Source organism: Pedobacter caeni (assembly GCF_900129215.1).
Lineage (GTDB): Bacteria > Bacteroidota > Bacteroidia > Sphingobacteriales > Sphingobacteriaceae > Pedobacter > Pedobacter caeni.
In genome coordinates this window covers 734,228-755,905 of sequence record NZ_FQUQ01000001.1, presented here as the reverse complement: position 1 = coordinate 755,905, position 21,678 = coordinate 734,228, and the positions used below count along the sequence as shown (strand labels likewise).

The 21,678-nt window shown below is 42.0% G+C and carries 17 protein-coding genes; 7 read left to right on the top strand and 10 right to left on the bottom strand.

Translation table 11 applies throughout. The features are described 5' to 3' along the window. Window positions 1-19: 19 nt before the first annotated feature. Window positions 20-754, bottom strand: coding sequence for a LytR/AlgR family response regulator transcription factor (locus tag BUC20_RS03125; protein ID WP_234994431.1), 735 nt, complete (start codon window positions 752-754; stop codon window positions 20-22). A 2-nt stretch (window positions 755-756) separates the two neighbouring features. After that, window positions 757-2,292: a sensor histidine kinase gene (locus BUC20_RS33535; RefSeq protein WP_084528481.1), complete on the bottom strand. Its 1,536-nt coding sequence runs from the start codon at window positions 2,290-2,292 to the stop codon at window positions 757-759. 203 nt (window positions 2,293-2,495) lie between these two features. On the opposite strand from BUC20_RS33535, the gene BUC20_RS03115 reads away from it, so the two are divergent. The 6 genes from BUC20_RS03115 (at window position 2,496) to BUC20_RS03090 (ending at window position 11,724) form a co-directional block, all read left to right on the top strand. Beyond that, window positions 2,496-3,380, top strand: coding sequence for an ABC transporter ATP-binding protein (locus BUC20_RS03115; RefSeq protein WP_073227281.1), 885 nt, complete (start codon window positions 2,496-2,498; stop codon window positions 3,378-3,380). Continuing rightward, window positions 3,374-6,904: a M1 family aminopeptidase gene (locus BUC20_RS03110; protein WP_073227278.1), complete on the top strand. Its 3,531-nt coding sequence runs from the start codon at window positions 3,374-3,376 to the stop codon at window positions 6,902-6,904. The genes BUC20_RS03115 and BUC20_RS03110 overlap by 7 nt, the downstream gene beginning before the upstream one ends. 193 nt (window positions 6,905-7,097) lie before the next feature. Beyond that, window positions 7,098-8,060: an XAC2610-related protein gene (locus BUC20_RS03105; RefSeq protein WP_073227275.1), complete on the top strand. Its 963-nt coding sequence runs from the start codon at window positions 7,098-7,100 to the stop codon at window positions 8,058-8,060. Window positions 8,061-8,096: 36 nt separating this feature from the next. After that, entirely contained in the window at window positions 8,097-8,909 is an 813-nt protein-coding gene (locus BUC20_RS03100; protein WP_073227273.1) for a helix-turn-helix domain-containing protein, read from the top strand. 71 nt (window positions 8,910-8,980) lie between these two features. Then, window positions 8,981-10,645 carry a serine hydrolase domain-containing protein gene (locus BUC20_RS03095; RefSeq protein ID WP_234994430.1) on the top strand — a complete coding sequence of 555 codons (1,665 nt, stop codon included), beginning with the start codon at window positions 8,981-8,983 and terminating at the stop codon, window positions 10,643-10,645. 47 nt (window positions 10,646-10,692) lie between these two features. Further along, window positions 10,693-11,724, top strand: a complete 1,032-nt coding sequence (locus BUC20_RS03090; protein WP_073227267.1) for an adenylate/guanylate cyclase domain-containing protein — start codon at window positions 10,693-10,695, stop codon at window positions 11,722-11,724. A 54-nt stretch (window positions 11,725-11,778) separates the two neighbouring features. On the opposite strand, the gene BUC20_RS03085 is transcribed toward BUC20_RS03090, so the two are convergent. The 8 genes from BUC20_RS03085 to BUC20_RS03050 all read right to left on the bottom strand — a co-directional run bounded on the left by BUC20_RS03085 (window position 11,779) and on the right by BUC20_RS03050 (window position 19,259). Further along, window positions 11,779-12,216, bottom strand: a complete 438-nt coding sequence (locus tag BUC20_RS03085) for a tail fiber domain-containing protein (protein ID WP_073227265.1) — start codon at window positions 12,214-12,216, stop codon at window positions 11,779-11,781. Between the two features lie 53 nt (window positions 12,217-12,269). Continuing rightward, on the bottom strand, window positions 12,270-12,578 hold the full coding sequence (locus BUC20_RS03080) for a hypothetical protein (protein ID WP_143166682.1): 309 nt from the start codon (window positions 12,576-12,578) through the stop codon (window positions 12,270-12,272). Window positions 12,579-12,740: 162 nt separating this feature from the next. After that, window positions 12,741-13,100: a TonB-dependent receptor plug domain-containing protein gene (locus BUC20_RS03075; protein ID WP_073227260.1), complete on the bottom strand. Its 360-nt coding sequence runs from the start codon at window positions 13,098-13,100 to the stop codon at window positions 12,741-12,743. A 127-nt stretch (window positions 13,101-13,227) separates the two neighbouring features. After that, window positions 13,228-14,004 carry a hypothetical protein gene (locus BUC20_RS03070; RefSeq protein ID WP_073227257.1) on the bottom strand — a complete coding sequence of 259 codons (777 nt, stop codon included), beginning with the start codon at window positions 14,002-14,004 and terminating at the stop codon, window positions 13,228-13,230. A gap of 6 nt (window positions 14,005-14,010) precedes the next feature. Next, window positions 14,011-14,739 carry an MIP/aquaporin family protein gene (locus BUC20_RS03065; RefSeq protein ID WP_073227254.1) on the bottom strand — a complete coding sequence of 243 codons (729 nt, stop codon included), beginning with the start codon at window positions 14,737-14,739 and terminating at the stop codon, window positions 14,011-14,013. 136 nt (window positions 14,740-14,875) lie between these two features. Further along, window positions 14,876-16,378: a glycerol kinase GlpK gene (glpK, locus tag BUC20_RS03060; protein ID WP_073227251.1), complete on the bottom strand. Its 1,503-nt coding sequence runs from the start codon at window positions 16,376-16,378 to the stop codon at window positions 14,876-14,878. 52 nt (window positions 16,379-16,430) lie between these two features. After that, complete coding sequence (locus tag BUC20_RS03055) at window positions 16,431-17,993, bottom strand: glycerol-3-phosphate dehydrogenase/oxidase (RefSeq protein WP_073229419.1); 1,563 nt, start codon at window positions 17,991-17,993, stop codon at window positions 16,431-16,433. A 273-nt stretch (window positions 17,994-18,266) separates the two neighbouring features. Then, entirely contained in the window at window positions 18,267-19,259 is a 993-nt protein-coding gene (locus tag BUC20_RS03050; RefSeq protein ID WP_073227249.1) for a helix-turn-helix transcriptional regulator, read from the bottom strand. A gap of 161 nt (window positions 19,260-19,420) precedes the next feature. Here BUC20_RS03050 and BUC20_RS03045 point away from each other — a divergent pair, with 161 nt between their 5' ends. Further along, on the top strand, window positions 19,421-21,670 hold the full coding sequence (locus BUC20_RS03045; RefSeq protein WP_073227247.1) for a TonB-dependent receptor domain-containing protein: 2,250 nt from the start codon (window positions 19,421-19,423) through the stop codon (window positions 21,668-21,670). Window positions 21,671-21,678: the final 8 nt, after the last annotated feature.

The window sequence follows — 21,678 nt, the reverse complement described above, 5'->3', positions numbered from 1 at the left end:
TAATTTTTCACCTGAATCTTTAACTATGTAACAACTGCTTTAACACGTGTTTATAATTTTTACCCAGTGGAAGCTGTGTTCCGTTTTTGAGATAGATCGTATTTCCTTCGATGTAATGTACAAACTTCTTATTCAAAATATAGGATTTATGAATCCTTACAAAGGTTTCTGATGGCAACTGACTTTCAAAACTGCTCAGGGTTCTGGCTGTGAGTAAAAACTGCTGTTCCTCCCAAACCTTTACATAATTCCCCAGGCTCTCCAGGTAGTACAGTTCATCCAGCCGGAGTAGTATAAATTTCTTATCAGATTTGATGTAAATCTGTTCGGATTCACTGTTTAATGATGGACTGGGGCTAACAGGATGCCCTGCAGGAACCGATACCATGGCATTGTTTCTCAGCCCGTGTTCTGCCAGTGCACGGTTTGCTGCTTTTAAAAACCGTTCAAACCGGAATGGCTTTAGCAGGTAATCACATACATCCAGTTCAAAGCTCTCCAAAGCGTGTTCCTCATAAGCAGAGGTAATGATGATCAATGGCCGTTGTTGCAGGGTCCTTAAGAAATCAAGACCATTTAATTTTGGCATCCTGATATCAAGAAAGATCAGGTCTACTGCATTCCTGCTTAAAAACTCAAGTCCTTCCGTAGCACGGTAACACTGACCAGCCAGCTCCAGAAAAGAAACTTCCGAAAGGTACCTCAGGATCACTTCATGCGCCAGTGGTTCATCATCAAGTATTAAACATCTCATACTCATCGGAGATTCAGCTCTAGTTCCGCCTTAAAAATAGTGTTATTAATCCCTGTTTTCAGCATATGACGATCAGGATAAAGCAAAGCCAGCCTCCTGCTCAGGTTCTGCAGCCCAATTCCGGATACTTTTTCAGGCCGGGACTCGAAAGAGTTTTCGCAACTAAAGTAAAGGATGTCACCTTTACAGGTTAAAGACATGTTTAATTTTGCAGCCTCTTCTGCTGGTTCTATCCCATGCTTAAAGGCGTTCTCTACAAAAATAATGAGCAGTAAAGGGGCAATTTGCTGGTTTTCATCGGTTATATCCAGGCTGAAATTCAAGTCTAATTTTTTCCTTAGCCTGAGCTGCTGCAACTGAATGTAATCCTGAATGTATTTTACCTCTTCTGTAATGCCTACCGATTCTTCTTTGCCCCTGTAAATCACATAGCGCATCAGTTCAGACAACTGAAGAATGCTCTCCGGAGCTTCTTTTGATTGCTGCAAACTCAGGGCATACAGGTTATTGAGTGTATTAAAGAAGAAATGAGGGTTAAGTTGTTGCCTCAACAAATCCAGCTCCGTTTGTGTCTTTTCCTTTTCCAGGGCAACGATCCGGGTATTTTGCCTTGCCCATTGCAGGGCCAGTACGATGGGCAGACTTATCAGTATAATTCCCAGTGCAGAGAAGGCGTTCTCCATTTTAAAAGGATTGTCTGCAATGATTCCGCCAATCGTTTTATTAATAGGCAGGCTGATCAGGAGCTGTCCGATTAAAGGATATAAAATGGAAACAGTGGTCAGCACACTCAGTACATACATTACCCTTCCCTGTTGCTTTAAAACTCTGGAAACGAGGACACGACTATTGATAAAGAAAAATAGATAACCGCATAAATACATGAACAGAAACTGAAAACTAAAGCTCAGAAAGGTTCCAAAATGCTGCAGGATCATCCGAAAGTTCAGTTCAAAATAAATGAGCAGGTAACCTTTTTCCAGGTATTCCGGTTTCTCTAGTGAAGAAACACCCATTGCGCCAAGAATAACAGACACCAGCACCAGGCTAATGAGAATAGCGCCGTCAAGATCTAGTTTCTTTAACCACCTGACATGCTTTACAGAAAGCTGATAATACCGGTTAACTTCAAGTAATACTTCAAGAGAAAGACAGGCAATTGAAGATATAAAAATGGCACCTTCAAAAAATCCCCAGGGCTTAATTAGAATCGTGATCAGCGTAGCAGCCGGCAAACAGACCCCAAAACAGATCAACCGGGACCACCAATATTGTTTATTGCTCAGCCGTTCTTTAAGCACTGTTTTATACCAGGAGAAAACCAATGCAGGAAATTGTGCCAGACCAAAAACCAGGATCCCTCTGACATAATTGAGCCAGCTTGAATCCTCCTCTTCCAGGTTGTAAAGAATGGCCACCCAAAAGATCAATCCCACGAAAAAAGCAAATTCCTGCAGCCTGTGCAATACTTCCCGGGATACCTCCGGCAAGCCAGCCTGTACTTTACCCCAAAAATTACCCAATAAATGATTACTCATAAATGATGAATTGTTATAAAGAAAGGTTGAATAGGTTAGAACTACAAATAATAATGACGAAAGCTATGATTTTAATGATAAAGGTAAAAAAAGACGAATATCAGCTAATATCAACCGTTCATCACGACTCTTCGCTCTTTCCGCATTTATAATTGAACCACATTCTGATCAGTACTAATTTGCATTCAATTCATTCAAAACATATGGCATACAGACTACAGATCAATCAGGTGAGTAAGAGTTATAGTAATAGCTCCCGGAAGGCATTAGACAATGTCAGCCTTAACATATCAAATGGCCTGTTTGGCCTTCTTGGCCCAAATGGGGCCGGAAAATCTTCTTTAATGCGTACTCTGGCAACACTGCAACGTCCTGATAGCGGGCAGGTTTTCTTTTCGGGCAGCGATATTCACCTTAATCCTCAGGAGCTGCGCAGCCAGCTGGGCTACCTTCCACAGGATTTTGGTGTATATCCCAGAGTTTCAGCAATTGATTTATTGGACCACCTGGCTTTGTTAAAAGGATTACTCAACAAAAGGGAGCGCAGGCAGCAGGTAATGGCGCTATTACAGCAAACCAACCTGTATGAATATCGAAACCAGGCTGTAAGCACCTTTTCCGGTGGCATGAGGCAACGTTTTGGTATTGCCCAGGCTTTGTTGGGCAACCCCCAGCTCATCATCGTAGACGAGCCTACAGCGGGCCTGGATCCACAAGAAAGGAATCGCTTTCATGACCTCCTCAGTGAAATCGGAGAACAGGTGGTGGTGATACTATCCACTCATATTGTAGAAGACGTAAAAGACCTCTGTCCGGAAATGGCGATCATGGCTCAGGGGAAAGTGATCCTTCAGGGAAAACCAGCAGTTTTAACCGAAACCTTAAAGGGACAGGTGTGGCGCAAAACCGTGTCCAGAGAAGTCGCGAAAGTTTACCAGTCCTCCTTAAATATCATTTCCAGCAAAAGCTTAATGGGGAATACGCAATTGCATGTATGGGCAGAAAGCTGTCCAGATACCGGATTCGAAGCGTTCAACCCAGGGATGGAAGAGCTTTACTTTTCTACTTTATTCGGAGCGCAATGTTAAGGCCTATGCTTTGGTTTGAGTTGAAGTATCACTTTAGCCAGGTTACCTTTAAGATTGCAGCCCTGTTGTTTTTTGTATTTGGACTATTGTCTGCAAAGACCAATTTCGGGAGTGATGAGCTACATAAAAATGCACCTTACGTGATCAGTACACTGGTAGGCTTACTTTCTCTCTTCTCCATTTTTGTAAGCACTTTATTCTGTGCTAATGTGGTCTTGAGAGATCACACTTATAAAATGGATTCCCTGTTGTTTACCACAGGTATCAAACGCCTGCCGTATTTTACGATCAGACTTTCCGGCTTAATCCTTTCCGTATTTTTGGTCCTGGCACTTTCAGTTCTGGGGCTATACATTGCTGCGCTTTTCCAGGATGCTGCTCAGCTTGGTCCTTTCAAAGCCGGTTATTTCCTGCAGCCACTTTTTATCTTCGCCCTTCCAACAGTATTCCTGGTCAGTAGCATTCTTTTCACAATGGCCATACTGACCAGAAATGTGAAAATCATTTATGTATCGGGAGTATTGCTTTATGTACTTTACCTACTGGCCTCTATTCTAGGGAATTCATCTCTAATTGCCAATTCGGCGCTGAAACTCGGTCAACCTGATCTTTTAACGCTTTTAGCCGACCCCTTTGGCCTCGCTCCCTTTTTTGGAGAAACGCGTCTCTGGTCTGTTGCACAACGTAACGGGCAGCTGTTCGAACTTAAAGGCGCCTTTCTTTTAAACCGCTTGGCATGGTCAGGTTTTGCGCTGTTACTCCTGGGCATCAGTTACCGCTATTTTAATTTCCGGACATCAGCAGGTCCGGAAACCCGGAATAAAAAAGAAACAAAAACTGAGTTTAATAAGGTCTGGTACAGAAGATATAATGTACAGTTTAATAGCAGCGCTTATTATTGGGCAACATTCCGGCAACAGCTTAAACTGGAGTCCGGTTCAGTATTCAAACATCTTCCTTTTTTCCTGATGTTGCTGATCTGGGCTTTTCTGATGGCGATAGAAGTTAAAGACCATCTTTTTAGCGGGTTTTATGGTATGCATTACTATCCGGTCACCGCAAACATCATAGAGCAACTGATGTATGTACGCCCGGCAATGCTACTGATTGTCTTTTATACAGCCGAACTTCTCTTCCGGGAACGAAGTGTCAACATGCAATCGCTCATCTATAGCAGCCCTGCTCCTAATTTCATTTTCTGGGCTTCCAAGGCCACAACCCTTGGCCTGATGGTCGTCTCCATTATCATCCTGAATATCGGCATCGGCATCGCTACGCAACTTTTTAACGGGCATTTCAGCATTGACCTCCCCGCTTATCTTTCTTTATTTTATTATAGTGGTCTTCCTTTGTTCCTGTTTGCATTGCTGGCAGTATTCATCCAGACCCTAATTCCCAATAAATACCTGGGCATGATGGTCAACCTGTTTATCGCCGGATTAATTGCTTTTAGCCGTAGTATAGGAATAGAACATTACCTGTTGCGTTATGCAACCGTGCCCCGCATGGAATATTCCTATCTGAATGGTTTCGGTTACTATGCATCTGCATTTAACTGGTATATGCTTTACTGGACTTCCTTTGCCTCGCTCCTTTCTCTTCTTGCGGTGTCCATGTGGCAGAACAACAGGCAAGACCACTTTTTTGAACGTGTAAAATCTATCGCTAAAAACCAGACAAAAGCCGGCAAGCTGGCATTTACCTTTAGTCTGCTATTGTTTCTCGGCTCCGGTTCATATATCTGTTACCAGACAAATCTCGTTGGGAAATATAAAAGCAGTTTGACGCAGCAAGACTGGCAGCTGCGTTATGAAAAGAAATACAAAGCACTTGCTCAGCTTTCCCAGCCCGTCATTAAATCTGTTAAAACTAAGGTAAACCTTTATCCAGGCCTTAAAAAATACAGTGTTAGTGGTAGTTATCTTCTGAGAAATGAATCTGCAGAGCCGATTTCAAAAATATGGGTAAGTATAGACCCTCAGGTAAACAAGGCGCATATCACGATCAGTAATGCTATAAAACAAGATCACGATGAAGAATTTGACCAGTATTGGGTTCAGCTAAAACAACCGTTATTGCCAGGTGCAAACCTGAGCATGGAGTTTTCCATGGAGGTTATTCGTTCCGGATTTATGCCTTTTAACAATGAAAACTCCCTGGTAGAAAACGGAAGTTATATCGAGCTGGAGAAATACCTCCCATCCCTGGGGTATCAGACCGGGAATGAAACTGACGATCTGATTGCAAGGAAAACAGCAGGACTACCGGAAATACCTTCCAAAGGAATCCCGGATCAACAGTATCACTTAATTGATTATGAAAGTATCATTTCCACTCCTGCTGATCAGTATGTGGTGAGTGTAGGAACACTGCAGCGCAGCTGGACCACAGGCAACCGGAGATATTTCCATTACAAAACGGCAAAGCCGGTTAACTTTATGCTGGCCCTGAGCTCCGGAAGATATAACGAAATCAAAGCCCAATATAAAGGCATCACCCTGAACATATTCTATCAGGAAGGACATGAGTATAATACTGCTGTAATTCTTCAGGGAATGAAAGATGCCCTCGATTATGGCAATCAGCACTTTAGTCCTTATCCTTTAAAACAGCTTAGTTTTGTTGAAATCCCTCAATATCGAGGAGCAGCAACAGCCTATCCCGGAGTTTTGTTTGGTTCAGAAAAGATTATGTTCCTCAGCGATTACCGAGATCCGGACAAGGTCAACTATGCTTACGCCACGACTGTCCATGAAACCGCACATCAGTGGTGGGCGCATCAATTGTCTCCTGCCCCTGCTCCTGGATCTGCATTTTTAACAGAATCGCTGGCAAAATATACAGAAACCATGGTGCTGGAACAACATTATGGAAAGGGCTATTTAGCACCTTATTTAAAAGCAGACAACCAATTGTATTTCACGCTGCGTAATAGGTATAAAGAGGAATTACCTGTAGCAGAAAGCTGGGATCAGCCCTTTGTTCATTACCAAAAAGGTGGACTAAGCTTGTATGCGATTCGTGAGGCTATCGGCGAGGAACAAGTCAATGGGGCTTTGCGCCGGCTACTACATAAACATACCGCCCCGGGAACCAGAGCCTTTTCCCGTGATTTGATCCGGGAATTGTATGTAGATGTCTCAAATGAACAAAAACAGTTCATTGATGAGCAGCTGAAAAAGATCATCACTTATTCTTTAAAGATCGGGACATTGAGCTGTAAACCCTTAAAAAATGGTGAGTATAGCGTCAGCCTGAAAGTGTACCTGGATAAAAACAGACTGCAAAATTCCAATCAGATACCTTTGGCTATCAATGAGAACTTTGACCTTGCTTTTTTTGATTATCCAGCTGAAACACCAGATCATAGACCAAAGCCATTTTACCTCAAAAAACATCATTTTAGTCAAAAAGAAACCACAATAACAATTGTTCTTTCTAAAAAACCAGTATCAGCAGGGATCGATCCTTATGGTTATGTTTTAGATGAAAATCAAATGGATAACACGCAAGAGTTCAAGTAAGTATAGAAGCCAGATCTGACATTGGGAGTTGAGTAAATACTTAACTCCCGGCTTCTTTCCTAAAGGCAAGGTGGGTATTTCAGGTATTAAAATACCTGAATCCTGTAATTGGTTGAAACAAATTTGTTAACTTTCCAGACGCTCTGGTTACGATTCATCAACGTAAAAACAAAGAGTTGAAATTTAGTTATTAATGAGAATCACATCCCCGCTTCTATTAGTCCTTGTCTTTTTTGTACTTTCAACAAGTCAGCCGCAGAAATCCAGCACAGCTATTATCCGTAATTTCAGTGGAAAAATTGATAAATATCCAATAGAAATGACCATCACCCACTTTGTTGGAACGGATTCTATCGACGGAAGCTATTACTACACAAAAAAAGGCAGGGACAATTCAATTCATTTAAAAGGAACTTTTAATAACAACACGCTTACCCTCACAGAAGTGAATTATACCGTAAAAAATGAAAAACTGATTACCAACATTACTGGCTATTTCAGCCTGGAAATGAATGAAAACTGGGAATTAGCCGGTGTATGGACCAATGCGAAAGCAGATAAAAAACTAAGTTCTGTGTTAACCTGTCAGGAAAAAAAGAAGGCATATAATCCACTAAAGAACAAATACAGATTCCTGCAATATACCATCGACAAATCTACCGTTACCTATCCCGGCTGGAAAATAGACAAGATTAAAGGACTGGACATCCTCAACGAAAAAGGAGTTTTGATTCAATCCATTAGAGGTTTCGATGAATATGTTTACGACAGAACTGCAGAAGCAGTGCTTGAAGACCTCAACTTTGATGGTGTCCTGGACTTAAAGATACAGACCTACCTACCCGATCAGACCAAAGGAGACATTTCCTACCTTTACTTTCTCTACCATCCCGGCCAGAAGAAATATATTCGCAACGCGGAACTCGAAGAACTGGGGGTGCTGGACTTTGATGCCAAAAACAAACATGTTTTGAAAAATTACGCTGACGGAAGTGGTAATGAATCCACTCATACCTATAAATGGCTCGACAATAAACTTTATCTTGTTAAAAAAGAGCGTAATTTTGAAAACGATAACGCTACTCATTACGAAGAATACAAGATCATCAATAAGAAGCCAGTGATGGTGAAATCCTACAAATCTACCGGACAATAATTTTGTTGTTCTTTGCAATAAATCAATGCTGTAATTATGAAAAACCTGCAAAAAGGCATATTCTATGGGCAAACAAATGAGACTATTGAGCTGGATGGACTAACATTGACGGATACTGTTTATACCCACCCTAAAGTGGATTGGCATTATCATGAGAACGCTTATTTTACTTTTATTCTTGAGGGCAATGTGATTGAGGGTAATAAAAAGGAAACCTATACCTGTAGTCCGGGGAGTTTGCTTTTTCATAATTGGCAGGAACCGCATTATAACATCAAACCGGAAGGATTTACAAGAGGCTTTCATCTCGAAATCGAGAAGCATTGGTTTGACCATATCGCCTTACCAGACCATAATTTACAGGGAAGCATTAATATCCGGAATCCGGATATCAAACTTTTAATGTATAAGATTTTCAGGGCTACTAAAATTGAAGGTGCAGATGCAGGCTTTTCCATACAGACCCTATTGACAGAGACCTTATCAAAACTGGCAGCAGATAGCAATATATTGCCAGACAAAAAACCAAAATGGATAAAGGTAATTGAAGAGATCCTTCATGACCAGACCGGACAGACTTTCACTTTGGATGATTTGTCAAAAAGAGCCGGAATACACCCTGTCCATCTTTCAAGGGATTTTTCCAAACATTTTCACTGTACCTTAAGCGAATATGCCAGAAAATTGAAGGTAGAAAAAGCCCTCTCTCTGATCTCCTTAAAAAAACAATCCCTAACAGAAATCGCCTACGAATGTGGGTTTACCGATCAAAGTCATTTTACCCGGTGTTTCAGGGAGGTCAATGGATTAAACCCCTCCGCACATCTAAAATTACTTTCCATAAAATAAGGCAAATGTTAATTCTGTACAATTTTTAATGCTGGCAGAAGCATAGTTTTGCTTTTCAATCTAAAACAAAAATGATGCGACCTTTATTTCTGCTGGTGCTGAACCTCTTCTGTCTTGTTGCTTCCGCCCAAAATACTGATCTTTTTAAAACCGATGGACTTACCGGGAAACTACATCGGTTAAACAGGGGAAAGATCACTTTTATGGATGGAAACATTCCATCAGATCTGTATAAAAAATCTGATATCCTTCAGTCTTTTAGCCTCAATTATAAATCAAATCTTAACGTCAGGATCTTTCTGAACAACTCGGTAGCCAACTACCTCCATCAGTTAGCCCCTGAATTGTCAGCCGGGGAGCTGATACAAAGAGGAAATCTTCAGTTTACTTTTTATGTAGACCATAAACTGATCTATAAAGAGAATATTAATACGGGATGTAATTTTGGGCCTGGCAGTAGTAAAGAAACCTCCACAGCCTTAAGAATTCCCCTTACAAGCGACAAAGAAGAAAACCTTTGGTCGTTACACCTTTGGGACAAGTTTAAAGTAAATGGAGGTGAAAAAGCCTTAACTATAGGCAACCACATACTCAAAATCGAAATCAGGCCATATATTGTCCTTCCTAAAGATGACAAAATCAAAGTTGGTGATTTAATCGCTACAGGAGAAATTAAACTGATCATAAAAACTCCTGAGGTAAGTGCTGAACAAATCAGGGTACAAGCCATACTTCCGGACAGCGGTTGGGAAATTTCGGGTTTACCATTTAACAGGAGTAAAATTGAACTGTTAAACAAGGACATTGCGGCTCGTAACCTAAAGCAGATTACAAGTGTAATTGCAGTTCACAATGGTCAGCTCTTAATAGAAGAGTATTTTAATGAGGCCAGCAGAAACACATTACACGATACCCGATCGGCAGGGAAATCGTTCGCCTCTACCCTTGCGGGAATAGCCATAAACGATGGGCATATTAAAAATGAAGACCAAATACTCAGTTCTTTTTATGATTTAAAATCCTATGCAAACTATAACACAAAGAAAGACAGTGTAAAAATAAAAGACCTGCTTACGATGAGCTCCGCATTTAACGGTTCAGACATCAATAGTGATTCGCCAGGAAATGAAGAAAATATGTATCCTACAGAGAACTGGGTAAAGTTCAGCTTAGATTTATCTATAGATCCTGCCAAAACCAATGGAGGAAAATGGGATTACTTTACCGCAGGAGTCGTGCTGCTGGGAGATATTTTAGATAAGAACGTTCCTGGTGGCCTGGAAAAATATGCTGATCAAAAACTCTTCAAACCGTTAAATATTACCAACTACCAATGGCAGTATACGCCGCAAAAAGTGGCAAATACCGCAGGCAGCCTTCAAATGAGATCCCTCGATTATGCAAAATACGCACAGTTGTATAAAAACAATGGCCTATGGAATGGCAAGCAAGTACTTCCTGCAGCATGGGTACAAAAAACGCTGACAAAGCAAATTCAGATTCCTGAGCGGGATAATGAATTCTATAGCTATTTGTTCTGGAATAAAACCATTAAGTACAAGGGGAAGAATTACGAAACCTATTACTGCGCTGGAAACGGTGGAAACGAATTTATCATTTTTAAAGACTTACCGCTTGTGGTGATCATCACCTCAAAAGCATTTAATAAGCCTTATGGGCATGTTCAGGCAGATAAAATCGTACAAAACTATTTATTGCCGGCAATCTTGAAATAAAGGTGTAAATTTAAATCAACCAAAACCAAAGGGAAGATTTAATAGTAATGAACAGAAGACTGCAGTTCAAGTTAAAACAGCTTTTCATCATCATGGTCTCCTGGATGATCATAGGTTTTATCATTGCGGTATACGACCATATGGTCGTGTACAGTCATATTTCCAGTGGTCCTGCTGCTAATTATTCTTTTCCACTGGCTATTGCGATAAACATTGGTGCAGGGCTTTTCGGAGCCATTGTTGGGGGCAGTATTCTTGTTTTTTATGTCAATGTCAAATACCAGGATAAATCATACGCTTATACGGTTATTGCGGTTACCGTTTCTTTTATCCTGATCATTATCATCATCAATGTCATACTTACCCTATTAGGCAGACCAGACCTGCTCCGGATGGCTAAAAATGGATTGGTATGGTCTGTCATCGTCGCCATCACGCAATTTCTCTTACAGATCAACAGCAAGTTTGGCCATGGGATTTTCTGGGACATTATTCGCGGAAAATACAATACCCCAAAAGAAGAGCGCAGGATCTTCATGTTCCTTGACATCAATTCCTCTACCAGTATTGCCGAAAATCTTGGCGATCAGAAGTATCATGAATTGTTAAAAGACTTCTTCAGTGACATCACAAACCCCATTATCGACAATAAAGGAGAGATCTATCAATACGTGGGTGACGAAGTAGTGGTAGCCTGGAAATACGAAGATGGAATTGAAAATGGCAAATGCATCAATTGCTTTTTCGACATCAAAACACACATCAGCAGCTTGAAAGAGAAATACCTGAAACATTATGGGATTGTTCCTGCATTTAAAGCAGGGATCCATTGCGGAAAGGTCATTGCCGGAGAGGTTGGAATTATCAAGAGGGACATCACCTATTCCGGCGATGTGCTCAATACCACCTCAAGAATCCAAAGCCTGTGTAAGGAGTTCAATCAGGAGATCATTGCTTCTGCTGATCTGATCACTGAGCTGGGCATTACCAGCAGGTATAACCTCACTACCCTGGGCTCCATCAAACTAAGAGGCAAGGAAAAAGAAATGATGCTCGTGGCTCTGATGCCTGTCCAATAACATAAAAAGCCATCCGAAGATGGCCTTTTCATTGTACTAGAACTAAAAAAACGACTATTTGGACTTCTCTTTCAAGAGATTCACTTCTTTCTTTAACAACTCGATCTGTGCCTGCTGCTCTTTAATAGCCGCAACCAATACAGGGATCAGCTGTGCTGTTTCCACTTCATTATAGCGCATAATTTTCGAGTCGTTCTTCCCTGCTGGGTATGATTTTGAATTTTCATACACCATTCCTGGAAATTCGGGTTGTACATTGCTGGCTAAAAAGCCATATTGCTGTCCTGCCGGCAGCTTAAGGTAGTTGTATTTTTTTGTATCGTACTGAAAAGTAACAGGTTCCAGTTTTTTTAACTGTTCGGTAGAATGACCAATCTTGTCCACATTTACTTTCAGCTCTCGTTCTTCGATTTTTTGTGCATTTACTGTGATGGCACAGGCAGTCAATAAAAGTCCTAATAAAGAACCCTTAAATATTAAAGGATATTTCATATTTATATTAATTATTGTAGAAAATATTTGAATTCTGATGTTCCTGGTTTGACCTAAACCAGCGGGTCCGGAGGCGGATTACTCAGGGTGATGTATACCTTTAAGGTATCTGGAAAGGTAAAAACAGGACATAGTTTAGCCAGACTCTTAACGGGAACTGCAAGATCATTCTGGCTGGTAAAGTCTTCATCAAGAGTTTCTGCTCTTTCTCCCCTGTTGCTGTCATCATCAGGGTTTTCTTCCTCCTGCTGATCTGCAACATGTGTGATGTTCAATTGATTAAAAGTAAGCGCATAGAGTGGGCCGCTCTTTACCAGGAGGAAAGCGCACAGGACCAACAAACAGTTCAGCTTTTTAATCATATGGCTTCGAATTTGCAAAATATATGCCAATATATAGTTATCCGGTTTAGCTTTTGACAATTCAGCCATAAAAAAAAAGATCCCCGTTAAGCTAAGCCTGCCGGGAATCCTTTCTGAATTATTTAAACCGATGTCATTAGCCAATCAGTTTATGGCGTAGAATTATAAAGCAGCATACTTCTGTAGTTCCCTGTAGGCCTTTCTGGGATAACTCTTTTTCATGGTGACGATAACTACACCATATTGGGCCCTCGAGCCATATAGCGCTGTCGCAGCACCGTCTTTCAGCACGTCTAATTTGTCAATATGCCTGGTATCTACTCTCCTGCTAAATGAACTGTCTATTTTTTTGCCTTCTAAAATAATGTTTTCGTTCTTGATCACAATCACGAAAAGCGGCCTTTTCAGGCTATCTGCACTAAGGGAGCTTTTGCAAACCATCCTGATGTTTTTCTGCGAAAAAGCAAAACTTCCGACAAGAGTCAGTAAAAAGGTGATGTACAGTTTTTTTAGTCCAATCATTTTCAATTGTTTTAAACCTTTTTAAATTCTCTTTATTTGAATATTCCACTAAGTTAAATTTCTCTGTAGTTATATCCAATTTATAAGTACAAATAGCGTTAAAAAGTTTAACGTTCAGAATACCTGGTTAAAAGATGCTCGCTACCAGTTGTAAGGTGCCAATTTTACGTTCAGGATTAAACATCGCTGTTGCAGAAACCGGAAGGCGGTATTTAAACAGTAAAAGGTCCTTGTTATAGGTCAGCCCGGCATTTACCACATTCGGACGGTTGCCATAGAAGTTCTGCTCTCTGCCGAAAGCAAAACCACCACCTGCAAATACATGCAGATTGCTGTTTTCCTCATCTTGCCAAAGCACCTGATCCAGCTGTACATAGTTGGAATAGGCGTTTCCTAACTTTCCGTTATTTTTTACATAAGTATCTCTTCCCGCTACAATTGTATTCCAGCTTAACGTTAAAGGCAGTTTGAAATCAAACTTGTAAGCGATCCCTGCATCAATAAAATGTGAGGTAGTTCCTTTCTTATAATTAAAGAGATTGGCATTTGGAAAATCGCTGAAATTGTTAATATCCCACACACTTATCGTAAAGCCTTTTTTAGTATAACTCACATAATAGTCGAACTCTTTGTAATTCCCGTTGAGACTTGCACCTCCCCAGAACCCCGTCTGAAAGCTTCCGTCTTTAGATTTGTAATGCAGGTCCACATTCGATATCGGTGCATCAGACACTTTAAATCCTCTCCAGATGTACAGGCTCCGAAGCTGCAGGTTTGCATCAAAAGGTTTATATTTTTTAATCTTTTCACTCTGGTTCAGGGCAGTGCTATCCTGAGCCTGAAGTGTTGGCACAGATAGCAACAACATAGCAACAGCTACCCCAACGTTCTTTAAACTATTCATATTTCTTTATTTTAGCATCAAATGAAGGAATGCGGCCAGCGCAGCTCCTGTAAGTGGTCCAACTACCGGGATCCAGGCATAATCCCAGTCATTTCCCGCTTTATTTTTGATCGGAAGGATCATGTGCATGATTCTCGGCCCAAGATCTCTGGCCGGGTTAATGGCATATCCGGTAGTTCCTCCAAGAGAGAGACCGATTACCCAGACCAGCATGGCCACCGGCAATGCACCTACGGAACCCAGGCCTACCACTTGTTTGGTCTCTGCGATTTCTGCCCCTGTGATGTGAAAAATAGTGAATACCAATACAAAGGTCCCTACCAGTTCACAGATGAAATTGATTCCGTAATTTCTGATTGCGGGTCCGGTACAGAATACCGCCATTTTAGCTCCGGCATCTTCGGTACGGTCAAAATGATCCTTATGGGTAAGCCATACCAGAAAAGCACCCATCATTGCGCCTAAAAACTGGGCAACAATATATCCGGGTACATCTGCCCATGGAAAAGCACCACTGATGGCCAGTGCCACAGTTACTGCCGGATTCAGGTGTGCACCGCTATAAGGTGCGGCCACCACTACTCCAACAAATACGGCCAGCGCCCAGGCGGTCGTGATCACGATCCAGCCACTGTTATTTCCTTTTGTGTCTTTTAAGACCACATTGGCTACTACGCCGTCGCCCAATAGAATGAGCAGCATAGTACCAATCATTTCTGCAATAAATGGTGTCATAATGTTTATTTTTGGTTGTTATGGATTGAAAATTTTGGGCAATAGTCTTCCTCCGCAGGGAGGAAAGGTTCAAAATAACCTCTTCCCCCTGCGTAAAAGCAAGGTGTTTTTATTAAGATTTAAAGGATGCTTTTAGCTATTCTTCCGACCAGTTTCTGGTTCTTTCTACTGCTTTTTTCCAGTAATGAAGCAGTTCTTTAGCTTTATCTTTTTCCATTTCAGGCTCGAACTTTTTCTCTACTGCCCATTGTTTCTTGATCTCGTCTACGCTTTTCCAGTAACCTACCGCCAATCCGGCAAGGTAAGCTGCACCAAGGGCCGTAGTTTCCAACACTTTCGGACGAATCACATTGCTGCCAAAAATATCGGCCTGGAATTGCATCAGTGCATTGTTTTCTACCGCACCACCATCTACACGAAGTTCAGTCGATTTTTTGCCTGAGTCTGACTCCATGCTTTTCAACAGGTCCTGCACCTGGAAAGCAATGCCTTCCAATGCTGCACGGGTAATATGCGCAGAGGTGGTTCCTCTAGTAATTCCAAAGATTGCCCCACGGGCGTATTGATCCCAGTAAGGTGCACCTAAACCAGTTAATGCAGGTACAAAATATACTCCTCCATTATCCTCTACCGAGGCTGCCAGCTTTTCACTTTCTGCCGAGGTCCGGATAATTCCAAGACCATCACGCAACCATTGGATCGCTGCCCCACCCACAAAAACACTACCTTCGAGTGCATAAGTTACTTTGCCATCAATCTTCCAGGCTACGGTAGTGAGCAGGTTGTTTTTAGAAAGCACCGGTTTATGTCCGGTATTCATTAACATAAAACATCCTGTGCCGTATGTGTTTTTAGTCATCCCGGCATCCACACACATCTGCCCGAATAAGGCAGCCTGCTGATCACCGGCGATTCCGGCGATTGGAATTTTAGATGCAAAAAGTGTGGTTACGGTGTCTCCATAGATTTCTGAGCTTTGTTTCACTTCAGGAAGCATGCTTTCCGGGATGGTCAATAATTCCAGTAATTCTTTGTCCCATTCCATTGTATGGATGTTAAACATCAGGGTCCGGCTTGCATTGGAAACATCGGTAATGTGCATTGCACCACGCGTAAACTTCCAAACCAGCCAGCTGTCAACTGTGCCAAAACAAAGCTCGCCATTCTCAGCTCTTTCCCTTGCTCCTTTTACGTTATCCAGAATCCATTTCACCTTGGTTCCTGAGAAATAGGCATCAATCACCAGTCCTGTCTTTTCCTTTATCTTATCCGACCATCCTTTTTCCTTCAGCTCGTCACAATATTTAGCCGTTCGCCTGTCCTGCCATACAATCGCATTGTACACCGGGATTCCGGTTTCCCTATCCCATACAATGGTCGTTTCACGTTGGTTCGTAATCCCGATTGCTGCAATATTTAATCCGTTTAAATCCGATTTTGCAATCACCTCTGCTGCTACAGAAGATTGTGAGTACCAGATTTCATTGGCATCATGTTCCACCCATCCCGGTTTAGGGAAAATCTGTTCAAATGGTTTCTGGGCTACCGCAACCACCTCTCCATCGTGGTTAAAAATGATGGCGCGGGAGCTCGTGGTTCCCTGATCTAGTGCGAGTATGAATTTTTGGTCTGGATTCATATGATATAAGGTTTAATTAGGTATAATATTTATTTTGGTTAAAATCAAAAGGCTAAACGAGTGTATACGTTTTTGCCAGTTCTGTAAAGTCCTGAAGCTCTTGTGCCATCCAGGCCTGATCCAGTTGCAGCTCTTCTGCTAGTATTGCGGCAACTGCCGGAGCAGCTTTAACTGCGGCATGGACATCCAGGAACAACAAACGGAAACGACGGCCCAGCACATCTTCTATCCTGCGGGCATATTCGTTTCTAACCGCCCATACCACCATGGCTTTGGTATACGGGTATTCCGGCAACAGTCTTTCCAGCAAAGCCGGATTTTCATTGATGAGTTTTTGTACTCCTGTGATGTCTGCCCCATAAAAATGTAAAGGATCGGCACGGTCTGGTGCCGGCACATATCCATGAATATGCAATTCTTCGGTTACACATTTTTTTGCCGGCAGGAAGTTCTTTTCAATCGCTTTATCCAAAGTATCCTGTGCCATCCGGCGAAAAGTGGTCCATTTTCCGCCAGTAATCGTGATCATGCCCGAATCCGAAACAATGATCTTATGACTTCTGGAGATTTCTTTTGTTTTCGAACCCTCGCTTTTTGGTGCGGCCAGTGGCCGTAAACCCGCAAATACCGCCAGTACATCCGAACGAAGTGGTTTCTTTACGAAGTATTTTCCTGCTGTAGAAAGGATAAATTCGATCTCGCTTTCCAACGCTCTTGGCTCCAGTTCCGCATGATCCACCAAGGTGTCCGTTGTACCTACAATCAGTTTATTGTGCCATGGCACTGCAAAAAGCACACGGCCATCGTCTGTTTCCGGGATCATCAGGGCATTTTCGCCGATCATAAAGGAACGGTCCAACGTTAAATGCACCCCCTGACTCGGACGCACCAGATGTGGCGCTTCAGGTTTGTCCATTTTCAGGATATTATCTACATAGACACCAGTTGCATTGATCACGATCTTACCGACCGCTTCATAGCTATTACCAGTTTCTATATCTTTCACTTTTATACCGTTTACTTTCTTTTTGTCATTTTTCAGTAAACCCTCTACCTTCATGTAATTTAGTACAGTTGCACCATTTTCGATCGCTGTCTGTGCAATGTTCAAAGCCAGACGGGAATCGTCAAACTGACCGTCATGATAAGTTACCCCACCTTTCAGCCCTTCCTGCCGGATTGAAGGCAAAGCTTCAATTGTTTTCTTTCTGCTGATGTATTTCGAAGCACCAAGACTCAGCTTCCCCGCCAGCAAATCATAAAACTTCAACCCTATGGTATACTTCACATTGTTGAACCAGGAATAGTTCGGAATGACAAAAGTCTCGTTTTTTGTAAGGTGAGGTGCATTTTTCAATAACAAGCCTCTCTCATGACAAGCCTCACGAACCAGACCAAGATCACCCTGGGCCATATAACGGACACCACCATGTACCAGTTTCGTTGCCTTACTGGAAGTCCCCTTGGCATAATCCGCTTGTTCTACCAGCAAAGTTTTGTAACCACGAGTGGCTGCGTCCATAGCAATACCCAAACCTGTAGCTCCTCCACCAATGATGATCACATCCCATTGGGTGCCGGCAGCTAAATTCTGTATCAATTGAAGTCTGTTCATAATAGCAGCTTTTAATAAAACGAAACTTTCAAATAGTTTCATTTACTTTCACAAATTTGTCTTATTATACTTTCATTTCCAAATTATTCCTAAGTTTTTTTCTGAAAGCACCAATTTTCAGGAAATCAGGCTGTAAGAAAACGCTTAAAAATGAAGGAAAATAAACGTTTAAGCAGAATTTATTAAATTAAATTGCAGCAATAACCACACCAATCGGGACTTGCATATTTCTTCGGAAAACACGAAAGTATTTGAAATTACACCAGATAGGTGCTACCCGTTTTTAACACCTTTCAGGATCGTACTCGGTGGATATCCCCAGTATTGTTTGAAGGCTGCGGTAAAGTTCGACAGGTTTTGGTAGCCCAAAAGCTCAGCAATCTCCCCTACATTCTTTTCCTTCTCTTGTAGAAATTGCCTGGCCTCTTCCATCCTGACCTGCTGCAGATAACCAAATACGGTAGTCCCAAACAATTCTTTAAAGCCTTTTTTTAACTTAAAATCGTTTGTTCCAACCTTATGTGCCAATTCAATAATAGAACATGGTGTGCTGCTGTTCAGGGTGATATAATTTTTAGCGGCATGTATTTTTTCTATATCAGCAGATTTAAGTGATTGCTTCTGTCCTATATTTGCATACACATCACACAAATCCAGTTGTAAGGCAAAAAGCTCATGTACTTTAGCTTCCAGAAAGATTTTACGTGTTAATCCCGAAAAAGGGCAGGTTTTCATTTCCGAAATGATGCGTTTCATGGCCGGAGTAACCGGTAAGGCTTGTTTAAAAAGCTGTGCAGAGGCATCTCCATTCATTCCTTTGATAAACTGATCCAGGATCTTATGTTGTCCATGCCATTGGTCCAGAAATCCGGCCGACAAGTGGATGTCGAAAGTTTCGTATGCTTTCCCTTCCTCAAACTCCACAAAACCTTTCCCTGCTTTTAAGCTCAACAAATTCTGCTCCATACCCGCCACCAATTGCCCCTTCTTCCCCTTTTCACCAAAACGAACCGGATTGGTCAGGTTGAAATGCATTTCCAGACAAGGCTGTTCCATCTCTGAATTAAAGAGCAGATCCTTATCCATCCGGTAATGTCCGTTTAGCACGGAACCTATCCCTAATTCACTTTCCTGATAGCTGATGTTTCCAAACTCATGATCCAAAGACGCTTTTGTTTCAAAAACGAAACCATCCGAAATAACCGTGGCTGCAGCCTGATCGTAATACAACTCTTCCAGAAAATTCGACTCCAGACTAAACTTCATATTCCTATCTTCATGTTATTTGGAAAGCGTCTAAATTAAGCAAATAATAAATAATCCCAAATTCATAATTCTTCATCCCTTATTGGTAACCAGTCCCTTTCTGCTCCGGTTATTTTTGCATCGCCTTTAAATACACATGATTAAGGGCTTCTAAAAAAAGGATGATCATATATAACTTCTACAAAAAGTCCCTGCTCAGCATCACCTGGGTATTTCTGATCGGCACTGTTGCAGCTCAGGAGACCAAAAAAGACAGCATCAGGAAAGCCGAAAACCTGAAAGAGGTAGAAATCAAGACCCGTACAAAAATTACTGAAATAAAAGAATCTCCGGTCAACATTACGGTGGTTGACGTTAAAAAGGTACATGCTGAAAGTGGGAACCTGCTGGATCTCATCAACAGATCGCCCGGGGTCAGGCTGCGAAGCGATGGTTACCTCGGTGCTCCGATCAATATTTCGTTAAACGGAATGGAAGGCAAAGCAATTACACTTTTTAAAGATGGAATTCCCCTGTCTGTATTTGGACATAGTTTTGATCCCAGCCTGCTTTCGGTGAACACGCTTGATCGTGTGGAGGTTTATAAAGGGGTTTTACCGGTTTCCCTTGGCGCAGATGCCTTGGGAGGTGCCATTAATTTCGTCAGCCGATATCCTGCAAAACCAACCGTAGACCTCTCTTACGAAGTGAGCAGTTACAACACTCACCGGGCTTCGCTTACTTTATATGCACCTGACCGGAAAAACCAATTCTACAGCGGAATCAATGCTTCTTTCGCTTATTCAGATAACGATTACAAAGAGCAAAGAGAATATTATGATAGCCCGAATAGTTCTAATCCTGGCTATGAAAGGGTAAAATACCTCAACAATAAAACCAAAACAATCACTGCCGAAGCTTACGTCGGTCTCCGCCATCAATCCTGGGCAGACGACTTCCGCTTTACCATCATTGGCTCCAGTTTCTATAAGGGCATTCCGTTTATCCCTTTCACCAACCCAAGGTACTTTGCCCTCCATGCTTATTCGGATGAAAAGAACATCACTCCGATGCTCCGTTACGATAAAAAGCTCTTCAACAACAAACTTGAGCTCAATGCGGTAGGCTCCTACAGCTGGGTAAGTACCATATTCCGGGATACCAGCCTCAATAAATATGACAAATACGGCAACTTTCTAATGCGAGAAGATTCCAGTCCGCAAAGCAGAAGGGAGCTCAATGGCACCGGAAGAGACCTGTCTTTAGACTATAAAATCACCTCACTGAGGTTCAATGCCACCTACCGGATCAATCCTCAGCATGCCCTGGAATTTAACAACGTGTACACCAGCAATAAACGCATCGGGTCGGATCCATTGGGTGGCATCACTGCCTTTACCGATCTCGATGTTTATCAGACTCCTGCCAGTTACCGCAAAAATATCACTGCGGCAGGGCTCCACTCCTGGTTGTTTAATCACAAACTGGAAAATATGATTGCCCTGAAACATTACTATATGAATACTTCCGGATTCTCCAACTATCAGGCTGAAGGAGGAGAAACAATAGAAAAGAATTCAGAAAATAAATGGGGATGGATGGAAGGACTAAGCTACCGGCCTCATGTACGATGGCTAACCAAAGTTTCTTATGAATACGCCGTCCGGTTACCAGATGACGTGGAGGTTTACGGCGATGCGATAAAAACCAGCGGAAATTTCAATTTAAAACCGGAACGTAGTCACAATTACAATATTCAACTCCAATATAACAGTCGTAAGCGGGGCGTAGGTGCAGTAGAAATCATGGCCAATTACTTTATCAGAAACACCAGTCAGCTGATCCAGTTGTACCGGGACATTCCTAAATCTTATTACCTGAACCAGGACAAAGTAAAAATACAGGGAATTGAGCTTGATATCCAGTACCGCCCTTTCGCCCTGCTCTCTCTTACCGCAAATGCCACTTATCAGGATGTGAGGAATTACCTGACCAGGCTATATTCTTATGGTCCGCTGCTGGAAACACCTATCTACAAGGGGCGTCTGGCGAATACACCTCCCCTGTTTGGGAATGTACAGGCAAGATTACATTTCAAAGATTTTCTTCAGAAAGGAAGTACCACAGAGTTATACTGGTATTACAGCTATACCCATCGGTTCTACAGTCAGAACAACGATGATACTGCTCCTGGTTCCATTGGTTTCTTTGAGTCCTTTCCTGCGGGCTATGCCAACCACAAATTCTGGTTGCCACAGGACGGCAGAATGGGCCAGCAGAACCACACGATAGGCATCATGCAAAAATTAGCTCAACCCAATGGCAGTCTGAGTCTGGAATGCCATAACCTCACCAATCAACAGCTATTTGATAACCTGTACGTAGAAAAACCGGGCAGGACATTTCACCTTAAACTCACAATTTCTTTATAATCATAAAT